The following is a 17404-nucleotide window of genomic DNA, read 5'->3' as shown; positions in this document are numbered from 1 at the left end:
GGGCATCATCTTCGAGCCGACCCGTCGCGTAATGGACTGGGCCCGTCGTCGGCGCGCACTGAACTGACGGACGATGGATGGCCATCGATGCGCATGCATACCATTCGGCTATGCCTGCTCGCCGCGTCACCGCCACCATCGCCCTAGCCACGCTGGCGAGCCTGCTCGCCGTCAACGCCGCCCGGGCCGACGGCCCGGCGATCAGCACCCCCGGCGCACCCACGGTGGTGGCCAACGAACCGCATCAGCTCACGCTCAGCTGGACGCCCTCCGCCTGGGTCGAGCCTGGCAACGAGCAGCCGATCAACTACGAGGTGCAGGTGCCGCTCGGGCCGAACACGTACCGCTTCCTCGGCTCCACCACCGACACCACGATCACGCTGACCGACCTCGCGCCCGGCACGACGTACCGGATCGGGATTGCCGCCCGCGCACTCGGCGGCTACTCCGACACCTCGCCCACCACCACAGTGCGCACCGCGGCGGGCCGCGCGACGGTCAGCTACTTCAACCTGGACTGGTCCCCGACGAACAACCAGATCCAGCACCTGCTGAAGGTGACCAACACCGGCACCGGGCCACTCGACCTGAGCACCGTGCAGGTGCGCTACCACCTGCGCTTCGAGGGCGCCAACACCTCGCTGGTGCCGAACTGCGACTGGGCCGCACTGGGCTGTGACCGGATCCGGCAGACCGTGCAGTTCTTCATCCCGCCAGGCGGGCCGCCCAGCGGGATGACGACCCCGGCGCCGCCGAGTTACCCGGTCCCCGGAACGCCAGTCCCCGGCTGGGTGGAGCTGACCTTCACCGAGGGCACGCTCGCGCCCGGCCAGTCGACCGGGCCGATCCAGCTACGGCACCACCGGCACAGCTGGAGCACCATCGACGAACGCGACGACCCGAGCTGGCTCGCCGCCACCGGCCAGTGGACCTCGAACGACCGGATCACGCTGGACGTCGACGGGGTACGCGAGTTCGGCGACACCTACTCCTGACCGCGCGCCTGGTGGTCGCGGCGCGAACGGGCGTCCGGCCCGACTTGTCCTGACGAGTGTGATGCCTGTGAGTCATATTGATGCCTCACAGGCATCACGCTCTACCGCGAACTACCCCCGACCATCCCGAACCCTGGCTCTGGCTTCTGGCGTTCTACGACGTCAAGGCATGCATGCCACGTCGCGTCGGTGCCGAAGCAGCGCTTCCGGGTCTGGCAGGTCTTCGATCCTCCTCGGTAGGCGGATCCGCTGGCCGTGGTAGCCGGAGTAGTGCTCGGTGCCTCCCACGACGTGCAAGACGTACGACTCGTCAATCCAGATCAACCCTCGGTCCAGCAGGTCGTCAACGTTCAACACCTGCGCGGAGACCTCTGGCAACCTCGCTTCCTTCGGCACATGCCTGTTGAATCGAGGCCCAAGGGTCGCGACCAGCGCCTCCTTCACGCCCCGCGCATCGTCGGTCCGCGGCCAGCGGAGGTCGCAGTGAGCCAACCAATTGGCGATGTCAGCAGCCGCAGCCGGAGCACCGTGCTGGTCGAGCAGCCGGCCGACCTGGTCGTGCAGGACCGATGAGCCCCGATTGCCGGTCAGGTGCTGGCGGAGGCGTCGACGTAGATCCCCGGTCGAACCGACGTAAACGACCTCGCCGTTCTCGACAACCACGTGCACACCGGGCGTTTGGGGAGCGTCACCGGCGGTGTCCCGTGTGTAGGGCCGCGCGGGGCTGAAGCCGGACAGCGGATCGTCGGAGGAAGTGTCGGACACGCCCAGACGCTACTGACCTGAAACATTTTTCGCGGTCCCGCGAAGCCGTCACCGTGCTCGTGCGACTGGCAGGTCCTCGACGTGGCCCCATTTGAGTTCGGTGCCACCGAGCAGAGCCGCCTCGCCCCACGAGACCCGGAGCAAACCTTCGTCGGAGTTGCAGGCGAACCCGACGAGCAGCACCCTCGGCTCGTCGGTCATCTGCTCCACGGCCTCCCGAAGAGCCGAGCGGTCGCGGGCCTCCTCCGGCGTGAGCGGCATCAGCGGCAGAGTGACCTCCTCATGGCTCGGCTCAGGCCCAAAGAGGATCAACAGGTCTCGGATCAGCCGGTTGAGGTCACGCCCCGGGCGGGCGTCGCGCATGTCCAGGTCGCTCCGCGTCGTGTACCGCCAGGGCAGCAGAAGGTGGCCCCGACAGATGGTGACTCTCACCTGGGCACCCGGTGGGTGCACGCCCACCACATCGGGGAGGTCGTGCAGATATTCGTGCAACACCTCGTACTGCTGCTTCCACCGAACCGGGCCGAACGCATGATCGGTGTCCAACTCCGAGGCATCGCGGGCATCCTGCGCGAGTTCGACCGCGCGGCGCAGGGCGGCCGGGATCGCAGTGCGCAGAGTGCTTGCCAGAGGTAGCCCAAACTTCTCGATCGACCACCGGGACGGACCGTCAGCATCCTCCACGCTGCTTACCCCCCGCACTGAGGCGAACACGCTCAGGCGTTCAAGCCTCTCATGGCGATCGATCAATGAGAAGGCGAAGCCATCAGTTGGGGGAACCCCTTGGGCAGGTGGATGCGGGAGGCAGGGACGCCGAGGGCCAGCAGCCGTGGCGGCGCACTGGCCACCATCGCGGGTGGGCCGCAGAGGTAGATGTCGTGGCCGGGCTGGTGGTGTTCGAGGGCGATGGTCAAGGCGTCGCCCCGCTCGGCCGGCTCCGCGCAGGGGTCCTCGGAGAGGGCCGGCACAATGGTCAACCAGTCGTGGGCGCATTGCAGCTTGTCGAGGGCGATCGAGTCGTACAGGTCGGTGAACGTGCGCGCGCCGACGACAAGCGTCACCCGCCGGCCGTCCGGTGCGGCGGCGACCTGCTCGACCAGGGAGCGCAGCGGCGCCAGGCCGGTGCCACCGGCGACGAGCAGCAGATCGTTCGTGCTCGCCGGGTCGAGGCTCAGCCCGGTCTCGACGGGCGGACCGAGCCAGAGCAGCTCGCCGGGGCGTACCTCATGGACCAGGCGGTGGCAGACGGTGCCGGCGGGTACGGCGCGGACGTGCAGCTCGACGGTGCCGTCCGCGCGTGGGGCGTTGGCCGGGGAGAGCCAGCGCCAGTGACCGGGTAGGCGCGGGGTGCAGACCGGCACCGCCTGACCTGGCTGGAAGGGCAGCCGCCGCCAGGGACGTACCGTCAGGATGGCGATGTCGGGAGACGGCCGGTCGTGGTCGATCACCTGGACGTGCCACCAGGCCGGGCCGTCGCCGGCACGCGCGGCGGCGCGGCGGATGGCGCGCGTGGCGCTGCTCAGGGCGCGCTCGGCGGTGACGGCGAGCTGCGGCGTCCACAGTGGGCGCGCGTGGCGGGCGACGGTGGCGAGCAACGCGTCGCCGATGGTGGTGGCGTGTGGGAGCAGGTCGAAATGACGGTACGCACGGCCGAGCACCAGGAGCAGCGCCGCCCGGTTCGCCGGGTCGTCGCCGCCGACCAGGAGACGACCCAACGCGGTGAAGAACAGCGGCGCGTCGCGGTGCGGGAGCAGCCCGGGGCGCCGGTCTTCGAGGGCGCACCAGAAGTCGGCGGCGGCCCGCACGTCGACCGACTCCCAGGCGGCGACCAGACTCGGGCGGTCGGGGTCGTCGTCGATCACGGTGGGCATGCCGGCTCCAAAACGTTGCTTCGTGGCATGGCACCGGGGCGGGCGGGAGAAGCTGCGCCGTTGAGGGCCAGCGCAGCTCCGGGACAAGGCACCCGCCCCGGGCCATACGACGACTGTCCCGGCTGACCAGGTACGACGGCATGTCACAGTGATCATCGACGGCATGCGCGATCCGTATGCGGTCGACGTCGCGACGATCGAATCGGGCAGACTGCGGGCATGACGGAACGCCCGGTGCTGTATCTGGTCGTCTGCGCCGCAGGTCCGGCCGAGCACATCGACGAGCTGGTCGACCTTCTGATCGTCGACGAGTGGCAGGTCTGCATGATCGTCAGCCCGACCGCCGCGCCATGGCTCGACCGTCAGGCGCTGCAAGACAAGACCGGCTATCTGGTACGCGTGGAGTGGCGGATGCCCGGCGACCCGGAGCCGCACCCACCGGCCGATGTGGTGCTGGCCGCGCCCGTCACGTTCAACACGGTGACGAAATGGGCGCTGGGCATCAACGACACGCTGGCGCTCGGCGTCCTCAACGAATCGCTGGGCGCGGGGTTGCCGATCATCGCGTTTCCGCACACCAAGGCGGAGTTGGCGGCGCATCCGGCCTATTCCGGTCACCTGGAGGTTCTGCGTGCTGCCGGCGTGGTCGTGGCCGACGGCAAGCCGCTGGACTCGATGAACGGGCCGGGGCGTTGGGGCGTGGTCATCGACGCGCTGCGGACGGCACGCACGTCCTGAACGGTTGCCGCCTATTGGCGGTCCTTTGACGATATGCGTCGTGCGTATACCAGCTCACTACGCAGCGTGTTCAATGGATAGGCTCGGATGAGGCGAGACGGACGGAGCCGCCGGTGACCCACGCGAACTGCCCTCGGTGCGGCGGACGGCTGGCCCGGGACAACGACAGCGGACGGTGTACGCCGTGCCAGGCCGCCGAGCGGGACCGGTTGAGCACGCCACCGGTGGTGCCGGCGAGCTTCTGGGAACACGAGCCGGTGCGGCGGGCCCTCGCGGAGCGGCATCTGGGGCGGGTGGTCCGCGCCTACCGATGCCATCCGTACCACGGTCGGGTCGCGTTGCCGCAGACCGTGGTGGCCGGGTGGTTGGGGATCACGCAGGCACAGTTGAGCCGGGTGGAGAACGGACCACCGCTCGTGCACCTGGACCGATTGGCGCACTGGGCGCGGCTTCTCGGGATACCCGCTCCCTGCCTCTGGTTCGCACTTCCGGGACAGTCACAGCGATCGGTCGAGGAAGCCGAGATTGCCCGCGCCGTAACCGATCCACACGGCGCTGGACCCGACGAGGGTCGACGCGCCCTGCTAGCCGGAATCGCCGCTGTCGCTGCGGGCGCGGGCCTCCTGGGCGGCAGCGAACGGGTCCAGCCTCGGCGAATCGGCACGGCGGATATCGCTCGACTGAACGCCGTCTTGGAGCTGTACCGGTCAGTGGACCGGGAATCCGGTGGTGGTCTGCTGTATCGGGAGGTAGCCCGGTTCGCGGAATCGGTATACCGGATGCTGGATTGGTCGCACCCCGCCGGGCTCACACCGCCCCTCATCACGGCGGTGGCGACAGCTCGACAGCTGGCCGGCTGGACTGCGCTCGACGCGGGAAGGCACGACGACGCGCAACGACACTTCGTCGCCGGGGAGCGTGCCGCGTTGACTGCCGACAACGGACCGCTCGTCGCGATGATCCGGTACGCGCAGGTCAAGCAGCTTCAACACCTTCGGCACAACCGGGATGCCCTCGCGACGTTACAACTCACGCATGCGCAGCTCGGGTCGCAGGCAACGCCAGCGGCAAGAGCCCTGCTCTGGGGCGCCGAGGCGGCCTCGATCGCGGCACTCGGTGACCACGAGACTGCCGTGAGAACCCTCGGAAAGGCGAGCGACCAGTTCGAGCGCATCAACAAGGAGCGTGAGCCGGCCTGGATGGGCTTCTATGACCGCGGCGAGTTGTTCGCCCAGTATGGGCGCGTGTACCGGGACATGGCACGGCGAGACCGCAGGCACGCGTCCGAAGCGGTGCGCTGGGGCAGGGATTCCATCGCTGCTTTTGGTGCGGGGAACGTTCGCAGCACTGTGCTCAACGAGGCCGGGCTGTGCAGCGCGCTGTTCTTGGCCGATGAGCCCGAGCAGGCGCTTGCGGTCGGCGCGCGGGTGCTGAAGCAGGAACGGGCGATGAGATCCAGGCGGGTACTCGATCGGATTGTCAATCTGCGGCGTGATCTCGCACGGCATCGAGAGCTTTCCGAAGTAGCCGAATTCGAACGGGTCATCGCCGCTCGGGCTGCGGCCGCCGCGTGAGCGGGCGGTTCTCCGAGGAGACGATGACGGCGGCCATGCGGGACATCGCCGCCACCCTGAACGTCTCGTTCCACGATGCCCGGTTGCTGCGGTTGACCAACAACGCCGTCTTCGCCCTGCCCGACGCCGGCCTCGTCATCCGAATCGCGCGAACCCACCAGCTGCGGGACAGGGTGACGAAGGTGGTGCAGCTCGCGCGCTGGTTCGCTGAGCTCGACGCGCCGACGATTCGCCTGGCGCGCGATGTCGAGCAGCCGATCGAACGCGCGGGCCTAGTCGCCTCGGTGTGGCAATTCGTCCCACCGCATCCACATCCTCCAACCGTGGAAGACCTCGGCGCGGCGTTGCGGACATTTCATGCTCTCGGTGTGCCCGCCTTTCCGCTGCCACTTTGGGATCCCATCGGCGACGCACGGCGGCGGCTGGCCGACGCGGACCAACTCAGCAAGCCCGACCGGGACTTCCTGGCCGACTGGTGTGACCGACTTGAACCAGAAGTCGCGAACCTCGTTGGTAGCGGAACGCGGACCCTGGTCCACGGAGATGCCCACGCCGGCAACCTCCTCCGGGAGCCGTCGGGCCGCACGGTCCTATGCGACTTCGACGCCACCTGCGTCGGCCCGTGGCAGGTCGACCTAGCAGCGGTCGCGGTCGGCGAGGCGAGGTTCGGAGGAACAGGGAGGCACGGTTCCTTGGCCACCGCTTATGGCTTCGACGTCACCGCCGACCCGTCCTGGCCATTACTGCGAGATGCGCGGGAGTTGAAGATGATCGCAGCTGCCGTACCGCTTCTCACTACCGGGCCGAGCGTCGCAGGCGAGTTCGCAAACCGGCTCCGTTCGGTACGACTGAGCGATCCGACAGCCCGCTGGACGCCCTTCGCCGATCTTGCTCTGCCAACCAGCCGCTGTTGACCCAATCGACCACGTCCTTATGGGATGACGGCTGGCGTGGGGTCCGAGGCCTTTGGACTTCTGTCGATGACCCGACACGGGGATCTCGACGCGCAGTCAGGGCAGCGTCGCAGCGCGCCTGCCGGCTACCTTGCCTGGATGACGGATCTTGAGCGGGGTGTGTACGAGCACCTCATCACCCGCGAGCTGGCCAACCAACTCCAGCACGTCGATCCCGCCCTGATCCAGCACCACAAACTCGACCCCGCCGACGCGCACCACACCCTCGCCCGGCACATCGCCACCCTGGCCGCCCGCGCCCTCCAATCCCTCCCCAACGGCGACGACAAGCTCCACCACCAGGTCGAGATGGCGAACCAGATCGCCGACGCCATCGCCGCCCTGAGCCCGAAGGCAGCGACGGAGCAGGACCAGGTCACCGACGCCAAGCACCTGCTCCACGCCATCGCCGCCCCACCAACCTCACCCGCGGAACCCACCTTCCCGCAGCGCCCGACCACTCCCCTCTCCACCGGCGCGCTGCTGGTCAACGGCCGTCACCAGCCCCGCATCGGCCACGAGGTCAACCACGAGATGGCCTCCGCCGAGCAGGTGGATCTGCTCTGCGCGTTCATCAAGTGGTACGGCCTCCGCGTCGTCGAGCACGCCATCCGCGACCTGATCGCCCGGGGCGGCAAGGTTCGCGTCATCACCACCACCTACCTCGGCGCAACCGATCAGCGAGCACTGGACCGACTCAAAGAGCTCGGCGCTGAGGTCAAGGTGTCCTACGAGACGAGGACTACCCGGCTGCACGCCAAGGCGTGGCTGTTCCGCCGCAGCAACGGCACCACCACCGCGTACGTCGGCTCGTCGAACCTGTCGAAGACCGCGCTGGTGGACGGCGTGGAGTGGAACGTCCGCATCTCGAACATCGAGCAGCCACACGTCATCGACACGTTCACGGCGACGTTCGAGGACTACTGGAACGATCCGGCGTTCGAGGCGTACGACGCGGACAGGGACGCCGAACGCCTGCGGCAGGCACTCACCGGAGAACGCCGCGACGAAGCACCAACCGAGATCTCGAACCTGGACGTGCGCCCGTACCCGTACCAGGCGGAAATCCTTGCCGACCTGGACGCGGAGCGGTTGGTGCATGGACGGTGGCGCAACTTGGTGGTGATGGCGACCGGCACGGGCAAGACAGTGGTCGCTGCCCTCGACTACCGCCGGCTACATAAGGCGGGCCGCGCAGACTCGCTGCTCTTCGTCGCTCACCAGGAACAGATCCTGCGGCAGAGCCTGTCCACGTTCCGGCAGGTCATGGGGGACGGCAGCTTCGGCGAAACTTTGGTCGCGGGCGAGAAGCCGAACGGCTGGAAGCACGTCTTCGCCTCCATTCAGTCGCTGCACCGCCGGGAGGTCGACCCCGAGGCGTACGACATGGTGATCGTCGACGAGTTCCACCACGCCGAGGCACCGACGTACACGCGGCTGTTGGAGCGGTTGCGCCCCCGCGTACTCCTGGGCCTGACCGCGACCCCCGACCGGACCGATGGCGGCGACGTGCGCCGGTGGTTCGACGGCCGCGCGGCTGTTGAGCTGCATCTGTGGGACGCGTTGGAGAGGCAGTTGTTGGCGCCGTTCCAGTATTTCGGGCTGCACGACGACGTGGACCTGTCGCAGGTCACCTGGAAACGTGGCCAGGGCTACGACCTGGCAGAACTCAACGGCCTCTACACCGGCAACCACGCGCGGGCGCGGTCGGTGCTGCGCGCGGTCAGCGACAAGGTGGACGTCGGTCGGATGCGGGCGCTCGGGTTCTGCGTCAGCATCGGGCACGCGGAGTTCATGGCCGACTGGTTCAGGCAGCACGGCGTCGCGGCGGCGGCGGTGACCTCGGGAGTCGACCGCTCGACGCAAAAGGGAATGCTGCGGGACTTCAAGGCCGGCAAGTTGCGGGTGCTCTTCACTGTGGACCTGTTCAACGAGGGCGTCGACCTGCCGATGGTCGACACGATCCTGATGCTGCGGCCCACCGAGAGCGCCACGATCTTCCTGCAACAGCTCGGTCGTGGCCTGCGCCTCGACGACGACAAGCCCTGCCTCACGGTGCTCGACTTCATCGGCGGGCAGCACGCCAACTTCCGCTTCGACCTACGGTGGCGTGCCCTGACCGGGGTGAGTCGACGAGCGATCACCGAGGCGGTCCGCGACGACTTCCCGAGCCTGCCCAGCGGCTGCCACGTCGAACTGGACCGGGTGGCCAAGGAAGTCGTGCTGGCCAACCTGAAGAGCGCGCTGCCCACCTCGAAGACCGGCCTGGTGACCGAGCTGCGACAGCTCGGCGACGTCAGCCTGGCGACGTTCCTGCGCGAGACCGGCCTGGAGGTCGAGGACGTGTACCGGTCGGCCAGCATCGGCGGCTGGACCGGGCTGCGGCGGCTCGCCGGCATCGAGACGTCCGCCGCCGGCCCCGATGACCGGGACCTGGGCCGGGCCATCGGGCGGATGCTGCACACCGACGACATCGACCGGCTGGAGCTGCTGACCCGAGTCGCGGCCGGACCGCCCGCGCCAGGTCAGCAGGTGTACGCGGGCAACAGTCGACTGTTGGACATGCTGCACTTCAGCCTCTGGGGGCCGAACGCCCCGCTGTCGACGCGCGATGAGCGGCTGGCACGGCTGTGGAAGGAAACGGCCCGCTGCACGGAGTTGCGGCAGCTCGCCGAGGTGCTGCGGGACCGCATCCACCGGGTGATGCCGACCGTCGCTTCGGGCGCGGTGCCGTTGCGGGTGCACGCCCGGTACAGCCGCAACGAGGCTTGTGCCGCCTTCGGGATGACCAACCCGGGGTCACTGCGTGAGGGGGTGAAGTGGCTGCCCGACGCCCAGGCCGACCTGTTCTTCGTCACCCTGGTCAAGTCGGAGGCGCACTACTCCCCCACCACCATGTACGCCGACCGGGCCATCACCGACACGTTGTTCCAGTGGGAGTCGCAGAGCACCACGTCGGCGGCGTCGGCGACCGGGCAGCGCTACACGTCGGGCGGCTCGACAGTGCACCTCTTCGTACGGGAAACCCGCATCGCCGACCGTGACCTGGGCGCACCGCCGTACCTCTACGCCGGCACCATGACCTACGACTCGCATACCGGCGACCGACCTATGCGCGTCCTGTGGCACCTTGACCACGCCCTACCCGCCGACGTCTACGCCACCGCCCGGACGATCGCCGCCTAGCCCTGCATAGTCAGGCAGCGTCTGCGTTCGAAGCGAACCTGACGTCCAGCCTTCGGTCCAGGGCGCGAGCTAGCCGCTCCAGGACCGGCAGGGTCGGCACCGTCCCGCCTGCTTCGAAGCGGGCCACCGCGGACTGAGTCATGCCGGCGGCGCGGGCCAACTGGCTCTGACTCCAGCCATGCCCTTCGCGCAGATGGCGTACCTCCTGCCCAAGCTCGAAGGCGATCCGGGTGGCCTCGTAGGTCTCGGCCGCGCCCGGCTCCGCCATCCGGCGCTCACGCAGGTCGTTCCAGTCCAGGCGATCACTCATCGCTCCACCTCATAGCATCAATGCTATGGGATGATAGGTGCGAGCGGACTCGTGGCACTAAGTTGAAGACCATGGAGCAGCGGATCAGCCTGATCACCCTGGGCGTCGCGGACGTGGCCCGCGCGAAGGCGTTCTACGAGCAGCTCGGCTGGCGGGGCCAGGAGGTCGAGGAGACCGTCTTCTTCCAGGCCGGCGGCTTGGCCGTCGTCCTCTGGGGCCGCGACAAGCTGGCCGAGGACGCGGGCATCGAAGGGCCGGGCACCGGCGCGATGACCCTGGCCCAGAACGTCCGTTCCCGGGCCGAGGTCGACGAGGTGATCACCACCGCGACCAGGGCCGGCGCAACGGTGACCAAGCCAGCCCGGGAGACGTTCTACGGCGGCTACGCCGGCTATTTCGCCGACCTGGACGGCCACCTGTGGGAGATCGCCTGGAACCCAGGCTTCACCCTCGCGGAGGACGGCACCCTGACCGTTCCCGACTTCAGCGCCATGGGCTGAAGCGGCCGTGAGTTGAGCAGCCGCGCCGGCACGGACGCTGATCAGGGTGCCGGAGACGGGCACAGCAGCGGGTCCAGCAACGGCAGTTGAAGTGGGTCCAGACAGATCGCCAGCAGACCCGGATCCGGTGAGGGCGTCGCCGTAACAGTCGCGGTCGGCGTCGGCGTGAGCGACGCGACGGGCGGTGTCGGCGGGGCTGACGCGGGTGGGTCGGTGGTGGGGGCCGGGTCAGGTGTGGGCACCGGACTGGCCGGCGGGGCCGGGGCGACGGTCGGCGCAGCGGCCGACGGCACGGCCACCGCCACGACAGGGGACACCACTGTAGAGGCGGCCGGCGGAGTCGACCGTCGGACAGCCGGGCTCCATACGGCGCTCTCGGCCGAGCCGATCCGCGACCGGGGTACCACCGGCGCGGCGGGGCCGATCGGAACGAGGAGCGCCCCGGCCCTGGGAACTTCCATGGTCACGATGTCCGCCGAGGCCACCGGCCCGTGTGAACCCCACGCGCCAGGTCCCAGAGCACCGGGGCCCAGCGCACCCGGGCCGAGGGTCACGAACACCACTGCCGCGACGGCGGCAGCGCCGAGCGCCCGGCGGTCGGGGCGTACCGCGGTCAGGGGTGCGTCCTCCGGTTCCGCCAGGACAACGGGCGCGGGGCGGGCGGCCCGATGCGCGGCCAGCAGCGCGTCGACCTGCGCGATGACGGCGACGCGATCGTCGGCGGCGGCGAGGGTGAGGTAGAAGCGGAAGTTCACCACGGCACCAGCCGGGACCCGGAGGCCGGACAGTCGACCGCGATCAGGCAGCAGGGTGACCGGGACGTCCGGGTGGTGGGCGGGGCCGATCAGATCGGCGTACCGCCACTCGCGCCGGTGTTCAGCGCCGCCGAAGGCCACCCGTCGGCTGGTCACCACGGCCATGCCCCTGTCGACGGTCCGCAGCCCCGCCGGCAGTGCGTCAGAAGACGGCTCAGCGAAGGAACACAAGCCCGGGGTGGGCAGGCCGGGGACGTGCCGCCCCTCGGCCTCGACGAGCGTGGCGACGGGGAGGACGCGGAAGACGAGTTCGTCGTCGTCGAGGTCCACCGGCAGGCCGGTGCGCGGCTGCGTACACCCGAGGAAGCTGGCGGCTTCGATGCGGAGCCGACCCAGGTGGTCGTCGCGGCGCCGCCAGGCGTCGGTGGCGTCGCGGTACGCGCGCTGCCGGCGCTCGTTCTCGCGCTCGGCCCAGGCGATCCGCCAGGGAGCACAGGCCACAGAGGTCACGGTCACACGCGGTACAACCGCTCACGTACGTGACAGGCAACGCGAGCCGCATCGATGCATCCCGTTGCGTCCGAAAGGAGAGAATTTCCGGCAGCGGCGGAGCCGGCCACGCTGGGCTCGGCTCCGCCGCCGCGAATCACCCCTACAGCGAGGTGAAGAACTTCCTCATCTCGCCAGCGAGCAGGTCCGGCTCCTCCAGCGGCATGAAGTGCCCGCCCCGACCCGGCTCACTCCAGTGCCGGATATCGATACAGGCCCGCTCCGCGATCGAGCGAGGAAAGTTGGCCAGCGCAGGTTCGGTGCTCACCGTGAGCGCGGCCGGCACCGTGATGTCGGGTCGTGGCGTGTTGTGGCCGAAGTCCGCGTACTGCCGGAACGACGAACCGATCGTGCCGGTCACCCAGTAGAGCGTGATGATGGTGAGCAGGGTGTCCCGGTCGATGCTGTTCGCCAGGTCCCCGTGGTTGTCGCTCCAGTCGCGGTACTTGTCGACGATCCAGGCGGCCAGCCCAGCGGGTGAGTCGGCGAGCGCCGCCGCGAGAGTGTCCGGGCGGGTGCCCATGATGGCGCTGTAGCCGCCGTCGGTCTCGTCGTACGCGGCTTCGGCGTCCAGGTACGCCTGCTCGGCCGCCGACAGTGGGCGGGCGTCGAAGCTGGCCGGGAACGGTGGATGGATCATGTGGATACCGGCCACCTGCTCCGGATAGAGGGCACCGAGCCAGCCCGTGACCACTCCCCCGACGTCGCCGCCGAAGGCACCGTACCGCTCGTAGCCGAGCACATCGGTCATCAGTTCGTGCAGCGTCCGAGCCAGCAACGCCCGGGTGACCGGCTCGTCTGGGACCTCCGAGAAGCCGAAGCCGGGCAGTGACGGCACCACCACGTCGAAGCCGCCGCCGGCAGGGCTGGTCAGCCGGTCGACCAGGGGCAGCATCTCGATGAAGCTGCTGGGCCAGCCGTGGCTGAGGATCAAAGGCAACGGCGCGGGCGTACCCGCCGGGCGCGCGGCCCGGACGTGCAGGAAGTGCAGCTTCCGGCCGCCGACGACGGCCAGGTGCTGGGGGTACGCGTTGAGCTCGGCTTCGCGAGCGCGCCAGTCGTACCCGTCGTGCCAGTAGGACACCAGGTCCCGCAGGTAGTCGGGGTCGACGCCGCCCTGCCACGGCTGGTTGCCGCTGCGGTCGGTGAATCGGGTACGGGCCAGTCGGGCCCGTAGGTCGTTGAGGACCGCATCGGGCACGTCGATGCGGAAGGAAGAGAAAGACATTGGTCCTCCGACAAGGAGGGCGCTCCCCGACGCGGAAGGTCAGCTGAGGGGGACGGCGGAGAGGAGCGCCCAGGAATGACGATGGGTGGTCACCGGGCTCACCTCCTCTCGTGGCTGACGAAGATCACTCTAGCCGAGGGGGTCGGGGAGTCGGCCCCGGGTCGGAAACCTCGACCGGGTACGCGGCGGGTACGCCTCGCAGTGCTCGGCCCAGTGCTGGGCGGCGGTGGCCAGGGCGTCCGCGGAGACGGTGAGGATCAGCGGGTAGATCGCGCTGGACGGGCGGCGCATCCACGGTGGCAACGACTCGGCGGAGAACTCCACGATCAACTCCAGCCGGCGGCGGCGCAGCACCCGGCTGCGCAGGGCCAGGTTGGGTTCGGTGAACCGGACCATCGCCGGTGGCGCGCTCAACGCGAGGGCGGCGGTGGCCTGCCCGTGCAGCCAACCGCCGAGCGCGCGGGCCTCCTCGACCATCAGGCTGGGGTAGTGGTGTGACCACGTCTGACCGTCGGCGGTGCGGGCGTCCACCTCGATGAGCAGCCAGTCGTGCCAGCCGGGCGTGGCCCCGTCGGGGTCGTCGGGCGGGTCGATGCCCGGCTGGTAGCCGACGGGGCGTATCCGCACCCGGGCGCCATCGTCGGACCGGATCTCCACTCGATCATTCTGGCCGAGCGAAGCGGACTTCAGGCCCCGAATCGGTCACTTCGTGATGATCCGCCGCACGCCCCGGTGCTCGGCACAGGCGTGGGACCGACCCCCGGCCAGGCTGACCGAGCCGTCGCGGCACTGCACCAGGTAGCCGCGACCCGCCCAGAACTGCGGTACGCAGTCGAACCAGTCGCACACCTCGGCGGCCGGTTTGCGGATCCGCGTGCCGCCGCAGAAGCCGTACCCCAGGGGGTTTTCCGGTGCCCCGCAGCGCGGGTCGGTGGTCGCGCTGGGCGAGGGGCGCGGTGACTTCTTCTGCTTCGGTGGCGGGGTCTTCAGCGCGAGCGCCGGGTCGACCGGGTGGATCAGCGCCGGTGCCCCGCTGTGGGTGGGCGCCGGGGTGGCGGCGGCGGCGACCTCCGCGCCGCCGGTCGGGTCGGACGGGTCCGACTCGATCAGCGCCGCCGGCACCAGCAGCGCGATGGCCGCCGCCACCGCGATGCTCCTGCGACCACCGGGTACGAACGACGACAGTCGGGCCTGCCCGGGGGTGGCCACCGCCGGCCGGAACGGCTTGAGCTGGGCGTGCTCGGCGATCAGTTCGTCGAGCTGGGCGAGCACCGCGGAGCGCTGTTCGATCGCGTCGGCGAAGGCCAGGGTGAGCTTGAACCGGAAATCCGGCGCGGCGTCGGTGGGCAGCAGCAACCCGGAGGTACGCCGCCGGTCCAGCACCTGGATCAGGGTGACCGGTGCGGTCGGGTCGTGGGCCAGGCCGGTCATCCGGCCGTACGCCCAGTCGCGTCGGCCGCGTCCGCCGAGCAGCACGAGCCGACGACTGGTGATCACGGCCATGCCGGCGTCGGTGACGCGGACGCCGTCGGGGCGGCGTGGACGCAGCGGCCCGGTTCGCGGGTCGACATGCAGGTCCGGCGCGGGCAGCACTGCGGTGTGTCGCACCTCGACCAGTTGCGCTGCGGGCAGTGCCCAGAGCACCACCTCGTCGCCGGCCAACTCCAACGGCAGGCCAGCGCCGGCAGCCGCCGAACCCTGGAAGTCGGCGGCCAGGGCGCGCAGCCGCCGTAACTCGTCGTCGCGTCGCCGCCACGCCGTCTCAGCGCCACGGAACGTGCTGACCCGCCGCACGTTCTGCCGGTGCGCCCACCGGTACCGCCATGTGGAACCCGTCGAATCAGTCTTTGCCACGCCGACTCCTTCGCCGCGCAGGCCACCAATCTGGGTGTCGTCGGGTTCAACAGGTGCGGCACGGCACCCGGACACGTCGAAACGGGCGAAGTATCCGATCGGCGGAGCAATCAGCACGATAGGGGGATACTGGTGCCGACGTTCATGTTCTCCGAGGGGGTGACGGTCGTGCCGGCAGTCACGCTGCCCGGGGTCGTGATCGGGGTCGACATCGGCACCACCAGCACCAAGGCCGTCGCGTACGACACCGACGGGCGGCAGCTCGGCAGCCACCTGGCCGGCTACCCGATGAACAACCCGCAACCGGGCTACGCCGAGCAGGACCCGCAACTGATCCTCGATGCGGTGCTCAGGTCGATCAGCATCGTCGTGGCCGAGCTGGTGCAGCCGGTGGTCGGGTTGTCGTTCAGCTCCGCGATGCACAGCCTGATCGGGTTGGACCCTGACGGCAACCCCCTCACCACGTCGCTGACCTGGGCCGACTCGCGCTCCACCCGGCAGGCCGAGCGGCTGCGGGCGGCACCGTCGGGGCTGGCCCTGCACCGGCGTACCGGCACGCCGATGCATCCGATGTCGCCGTTGCCCAAGCTGCTCTGGTTCGCCGAGCAGGAGCCGAAAATCTTCCAGCGGGTGGCGCACTGGGTGGGCATCAAGGACTGGGTGTTGCTGCGGCTCTGCGGCACGCTGGTCACCGACCACTCGATCGCCTCGGCCACCGGCCTGCTCGACATCCACACACTGGAGTGGGACGACGAGGCGCTACGCATCGCCGGCATCACCGCGGAACAGCTTCCGCAGCTCGTCGCCACCACCGCCGTGCTGCCCAACCTCACCCCGCAGAGCGCGGCCCAGACCGGCCTGCCGGAGCGCACCCCGGTGGTGGTCGGCGCGGGCGACGGGCCGCTGGCGAACCTGGGCCTGGGCGCTGTGCACCCCGGCATGGTGGCCTGCTCGATCGGCACCAGCGGCGCGATGCGGGTGATGGTCGAGCGGCCCGGCGTGGACCCGCTCGGCGGGGTGTTCTGCTACGCGCTGACCGAGCAGCGTTGGGCGGTCGGCGGCGCGATCAACAACGGCGGCATCGTGCTCAAGTGGGCCGGCGCGGCGCTCGCCCCGGACCTGGGCGAGCACGCCGAGGAGGAGCTGGTCGCGCTGGCGGCCCGCGCGCCGGTCGGCTCGGGCGGGCTCATCATGCTGCCGTACCTGCACAGCGAACGGGCACCACACTGGAGCGCCCTGCCGCGTGGCGCGTACGTGGGGTTGACCCACGCACACCGCCGTGAGCATCTGGTGCGGGCCGCGCTGGAGGGTGTTTGTCAGCAACTCGCGCTGGTGCTCAGCTCGGTGCGCGCGGCCGGTAACGAGGTTCGCGAGGTCCGGGCCGGTGGCGGCTTCGCCCGCAGCGGCCTGTGGCGGCAGATGCTCGCCGACGTGCTCGGCCTGCCGGTGAGCTTTCCGGCCGCGCACGAGGGGTCGAGCTTCGGCGCGGCGCTGCTCGGCATGGAGGCGCTCGGGCTGATCCCCAGCATCGACGTCGCCGCCGACCTGGTGCAGATCGAGGAGACGATCCGCCCCGACCCGGCCGCCGCCGCCACCTACGCGGCGCTGCTGCCGCTCTTCGCCGAGCTGTACGACGCCCTCACGCCCACCTTCGCGTCGATCCGTCGGATGGCACCCGGCCTGCCCACCGGCCCTGAACCACCGACGTGATCGCGGCGCCGAGTCAGTGACCGCTGCCGGCTCGCCAGTCAGGGCGCCTCGACGCCGGCGATCAGGTAGCGCCGCACGTCGGCGTCGAGGATTGCCGCTTCCTGCGCGTCCTCCGGCCCGGAGCCACGGAACGCGGCCAACTGCTCTGCGGACTCCCACCGTTCGTAGACGTGGATCCGGCCGGGCTCCAACGGGTCGGCCGCCAGCAGGAAGTCGAGGCAGCCGGCGGTGGCACGGGCCTGCGCGATGACCTGCGCGCAGCCGGACAGGTAGGCCTCGCGTGCGGCCGGTTCGACCCGCAGACTGCCAGCGATGATCAACAAGGTGGGCCTCCAGGGATCGGGATTGCTGATGAGCATGATGCCTGTGAGTCATTGTGATGTCTCTGTGTCATCACGCTCGTCAGGACATCGCCG

At 69.8% G+C, this 17404-nt stretch carries 16 protein-coding genes; 7 read left to right on the top strand and 9 right to left on the bottom strand.

The window, feature by feature from the left end; genetic code table 11:
- The first annotated feature begins 110 nt into the window (after positions 1–110).
- On the top strand, positions 111–995 hold the full coding sequence (locus ACX27O_RS06315) for a fibronectin type III domain-containing protein (protein WP_458939048.1): 885 nt from the start codon (positions 111–113) through the stop codon (positions 993–995).
- A 162-nt stretch (positions 996–1157) separates the two neighbouring features.
- On the opposite strand, the gene ACX27O_RS06310 is transcribed toward ACX27O_RS06315, so the two are convergent.
- From ACX27O_RS06310 to ACX27O_RS06300, 3 genes are all read right to left on the bottom strand, one after another.
- Positions 1158–1760 carry a GIY-YIG nuclease family protein gene (locus ACX27O_RS06310; protein ID WP_167337297.1) on the bottom strand — a complete coding sequence of 201 codons (603 nt, stop codon included), beginning with the start codon at positions 1758–1760 and terminating at the stop codon, positions 1158–1160.
- 48 nt (positions 1761–1808) lie between these two features.
- Positions 1809–2444, bottom strand: a complete 636-nt coding sequence (locus tag ACX27O_RS06305) for a hypothetical protein (protein WP_458939047.1) — start codon at positions 2442–2444, stop codon at positions 1809–1811.
- Positions 2445–2506: 62 nt separating this feature from the next.
- The gene (locus ACX27O_RS06300; protein ID WP_458939046.1) at positions 2507–3631 is read right to left on the bottom strand and encodes an FAD-binding oxidoreductase; all 1125 of its coding nucleotides are present in this window, start codon (positions 3629–3631) and stop codon (positions 2507–2509) included.
- Between the two features lie 219 nt (positions 3632–3850).
- Here ACX27O_RS06300 and ACX27O_RS06295 point away from each other — a divergent pair, with 219 nt between their 5' ends.
- From ACX27O_RS06295 to ACX27O_RS06280, 4 genes are all read left to right on the top strand, one after another.
- Positions 3851–4369 (top strand): flavoprotein, encoded by a 519-nt coding sequence (locus ACX27O_RS06295; RefSeq protein ID WP_458939045.1) that lies wholly within the window; start codon positions 3851–3853, stop codon positions 4367–4369.
- Between the two features lie 209 nt (positions 4370–4578).
- Complete coding sequence (locus ACX27O_RS06290; RefSeq protein WP_357638282.1) at positions 4579–5943, top strand: XRE family transcriptional regulator; 1365 nt, start codon at positions 4579–4581, stop codon at positions 5941–5943.
- A gap of 23 nt (positions 5944–5966) precedes the next feature.
- Positions 5967–6857 (top strand): aminoglycoside phosphotransferase family protein, encoded by an 891-nt coding sequence (locus ACX27O_RS06285; protein ID WP_357638280.1) that lies wholly within the window; start codon positions 5967–5969, stop codon positions 6855–6857.
- Between the two features lie 138 nt (positions 6858–6995).
- The gene (locus ACX27O_RS06280) at positions 6996–10082 is read left to right on the top strand and encodes a DUF3427 domain-containing protein (protein ID WP_458939044.1); all 3087 of its coding nucleotides are present in this window, start codon (positions 6996–6998) and stop codon (positions 10080–10082) included.
- A gap of 10 nt (positions 10083–10092) precedes the next feature.
- On the opposite strand, the gene ACX27O_RS06275 is transcribed toward ACX27O_RS06280, so the two are convergent.
- On the bottom strand, positions 10093–10392 hold the full coding sequence (locus tag ACX27O_RS06275; RefSeq protein WP_112582320.1) for a helix-turn-helix domain-containing protein: 300 nt from the start codon (positions 10390–10392) through the stop codon (positions 10093–10095).
- Positions 10393–10463: 71 nt separating this feature from the next.
- On the opposite strand from ACX27O_RS06275, the gene ACX27O_RS06270 reads away from it, so the two are divergent.
- The gene (locus ACX27O_RS06270) at positions 10464–10892 is read left to right on the top strand and encodes a VOC family protein (protein WP_458939043.1); all 429 of its coding nucleotides are present in this window, start codon (positions 10464–10466) and stop codon (positions 10890–10892) included.
- A 41-nt stretch (positions 10893–10933) separates the two neighbouring features.
- Here ACX27O_RS06270 and ACX27O_RS06265 read toward each other — a convergent pair whose 3' ends face one another.
- From ACX27O_RS06265 to ACX27O_RS06250, 4 genes are all read right to left on the bottom strand, one after another.
- Positions 10934–12148 (bottom strand): hypothetical protein, encoded by a 1215-nt coding sequence (locus tag ACX27O_RS06265; RefSeq protein WP_458939042.1) that lies wholly within the window; start codon positions 12146–12148, stop codon positions 10934–10936.
- A 151-nt stretch (positions 12149–12299) separates the two neighbouring features.
- A complete protein-coding gene (locus ACX27O_RS06260; protein ID WP_458939041.1) occupies positions 12300–13424 on the bottom strand; it encodes an epoxide hydrolase family protein in 1125 nt (374 codons plus the stop codon).
- Positions 13425–13553: 129 nt separating this feature from the next.
- Complete coding sequence (locus ACX27O_RS06255) at positions 13554–14081, bottom strand: WapI family immunity protein (RefSeq protein ID WP_030331425.1); 528 nt, start codon at positions 14079–14081, stop codon at positions 13554–13556.
- Between the two features lie 45 nt (positions 14082–14126).
- A complete protein-coding gene (locus ACX27O_RS06250; RefSeq protein ID WP_458939040.1) occupies positions 14127–15278 on the bottom strand; it encodes a hypothetical protein in 1152 nt (383 codons plus the stop codon).
- A gap of 132 nt (positions 15279–15410) precedes the next feature.
- Between ACX27O_RS06250 and ACX27O_RS06245 the strand changes: the two genes are divergently transcribed.
- The gene (locus ACX27O_RS06245) at positions 15411–16988 is read left to right on the top strand and encodes a gluconokinase (RefSeq protein WP_458939039.1); all 1578 of its coding nucleotides are present in this window, start codon (positions 15411–15413) and stop codon (positions 16986–16988) included.
- Positions 16989–17026: 38 nt separating this feature from the next.
- On the opposite strand, the gene ACX27O_RS06240 is transcribed toward ACX27O_RS06245, so the two are convergent.
- Entirely contained in the window at positions 17027–17347 is a 321-nt protein-coding gene (locus ACX27O_RS06240; protein ID WP_358125382.1) for a putative quinol monooxygenase, read from the bottom strand.
- Positions 17348–17404: the final 57 nt, after the last annotated feature.

The sequence above is a fragment of the Micromonospora sp. SD19 genome (assembly GCF_054462275.1).
The sequence above is the reverse complement of the archived record's forward strand: the minus strand, read 5'-3'. Positions and strand labels throughout refer to the sequence as shown.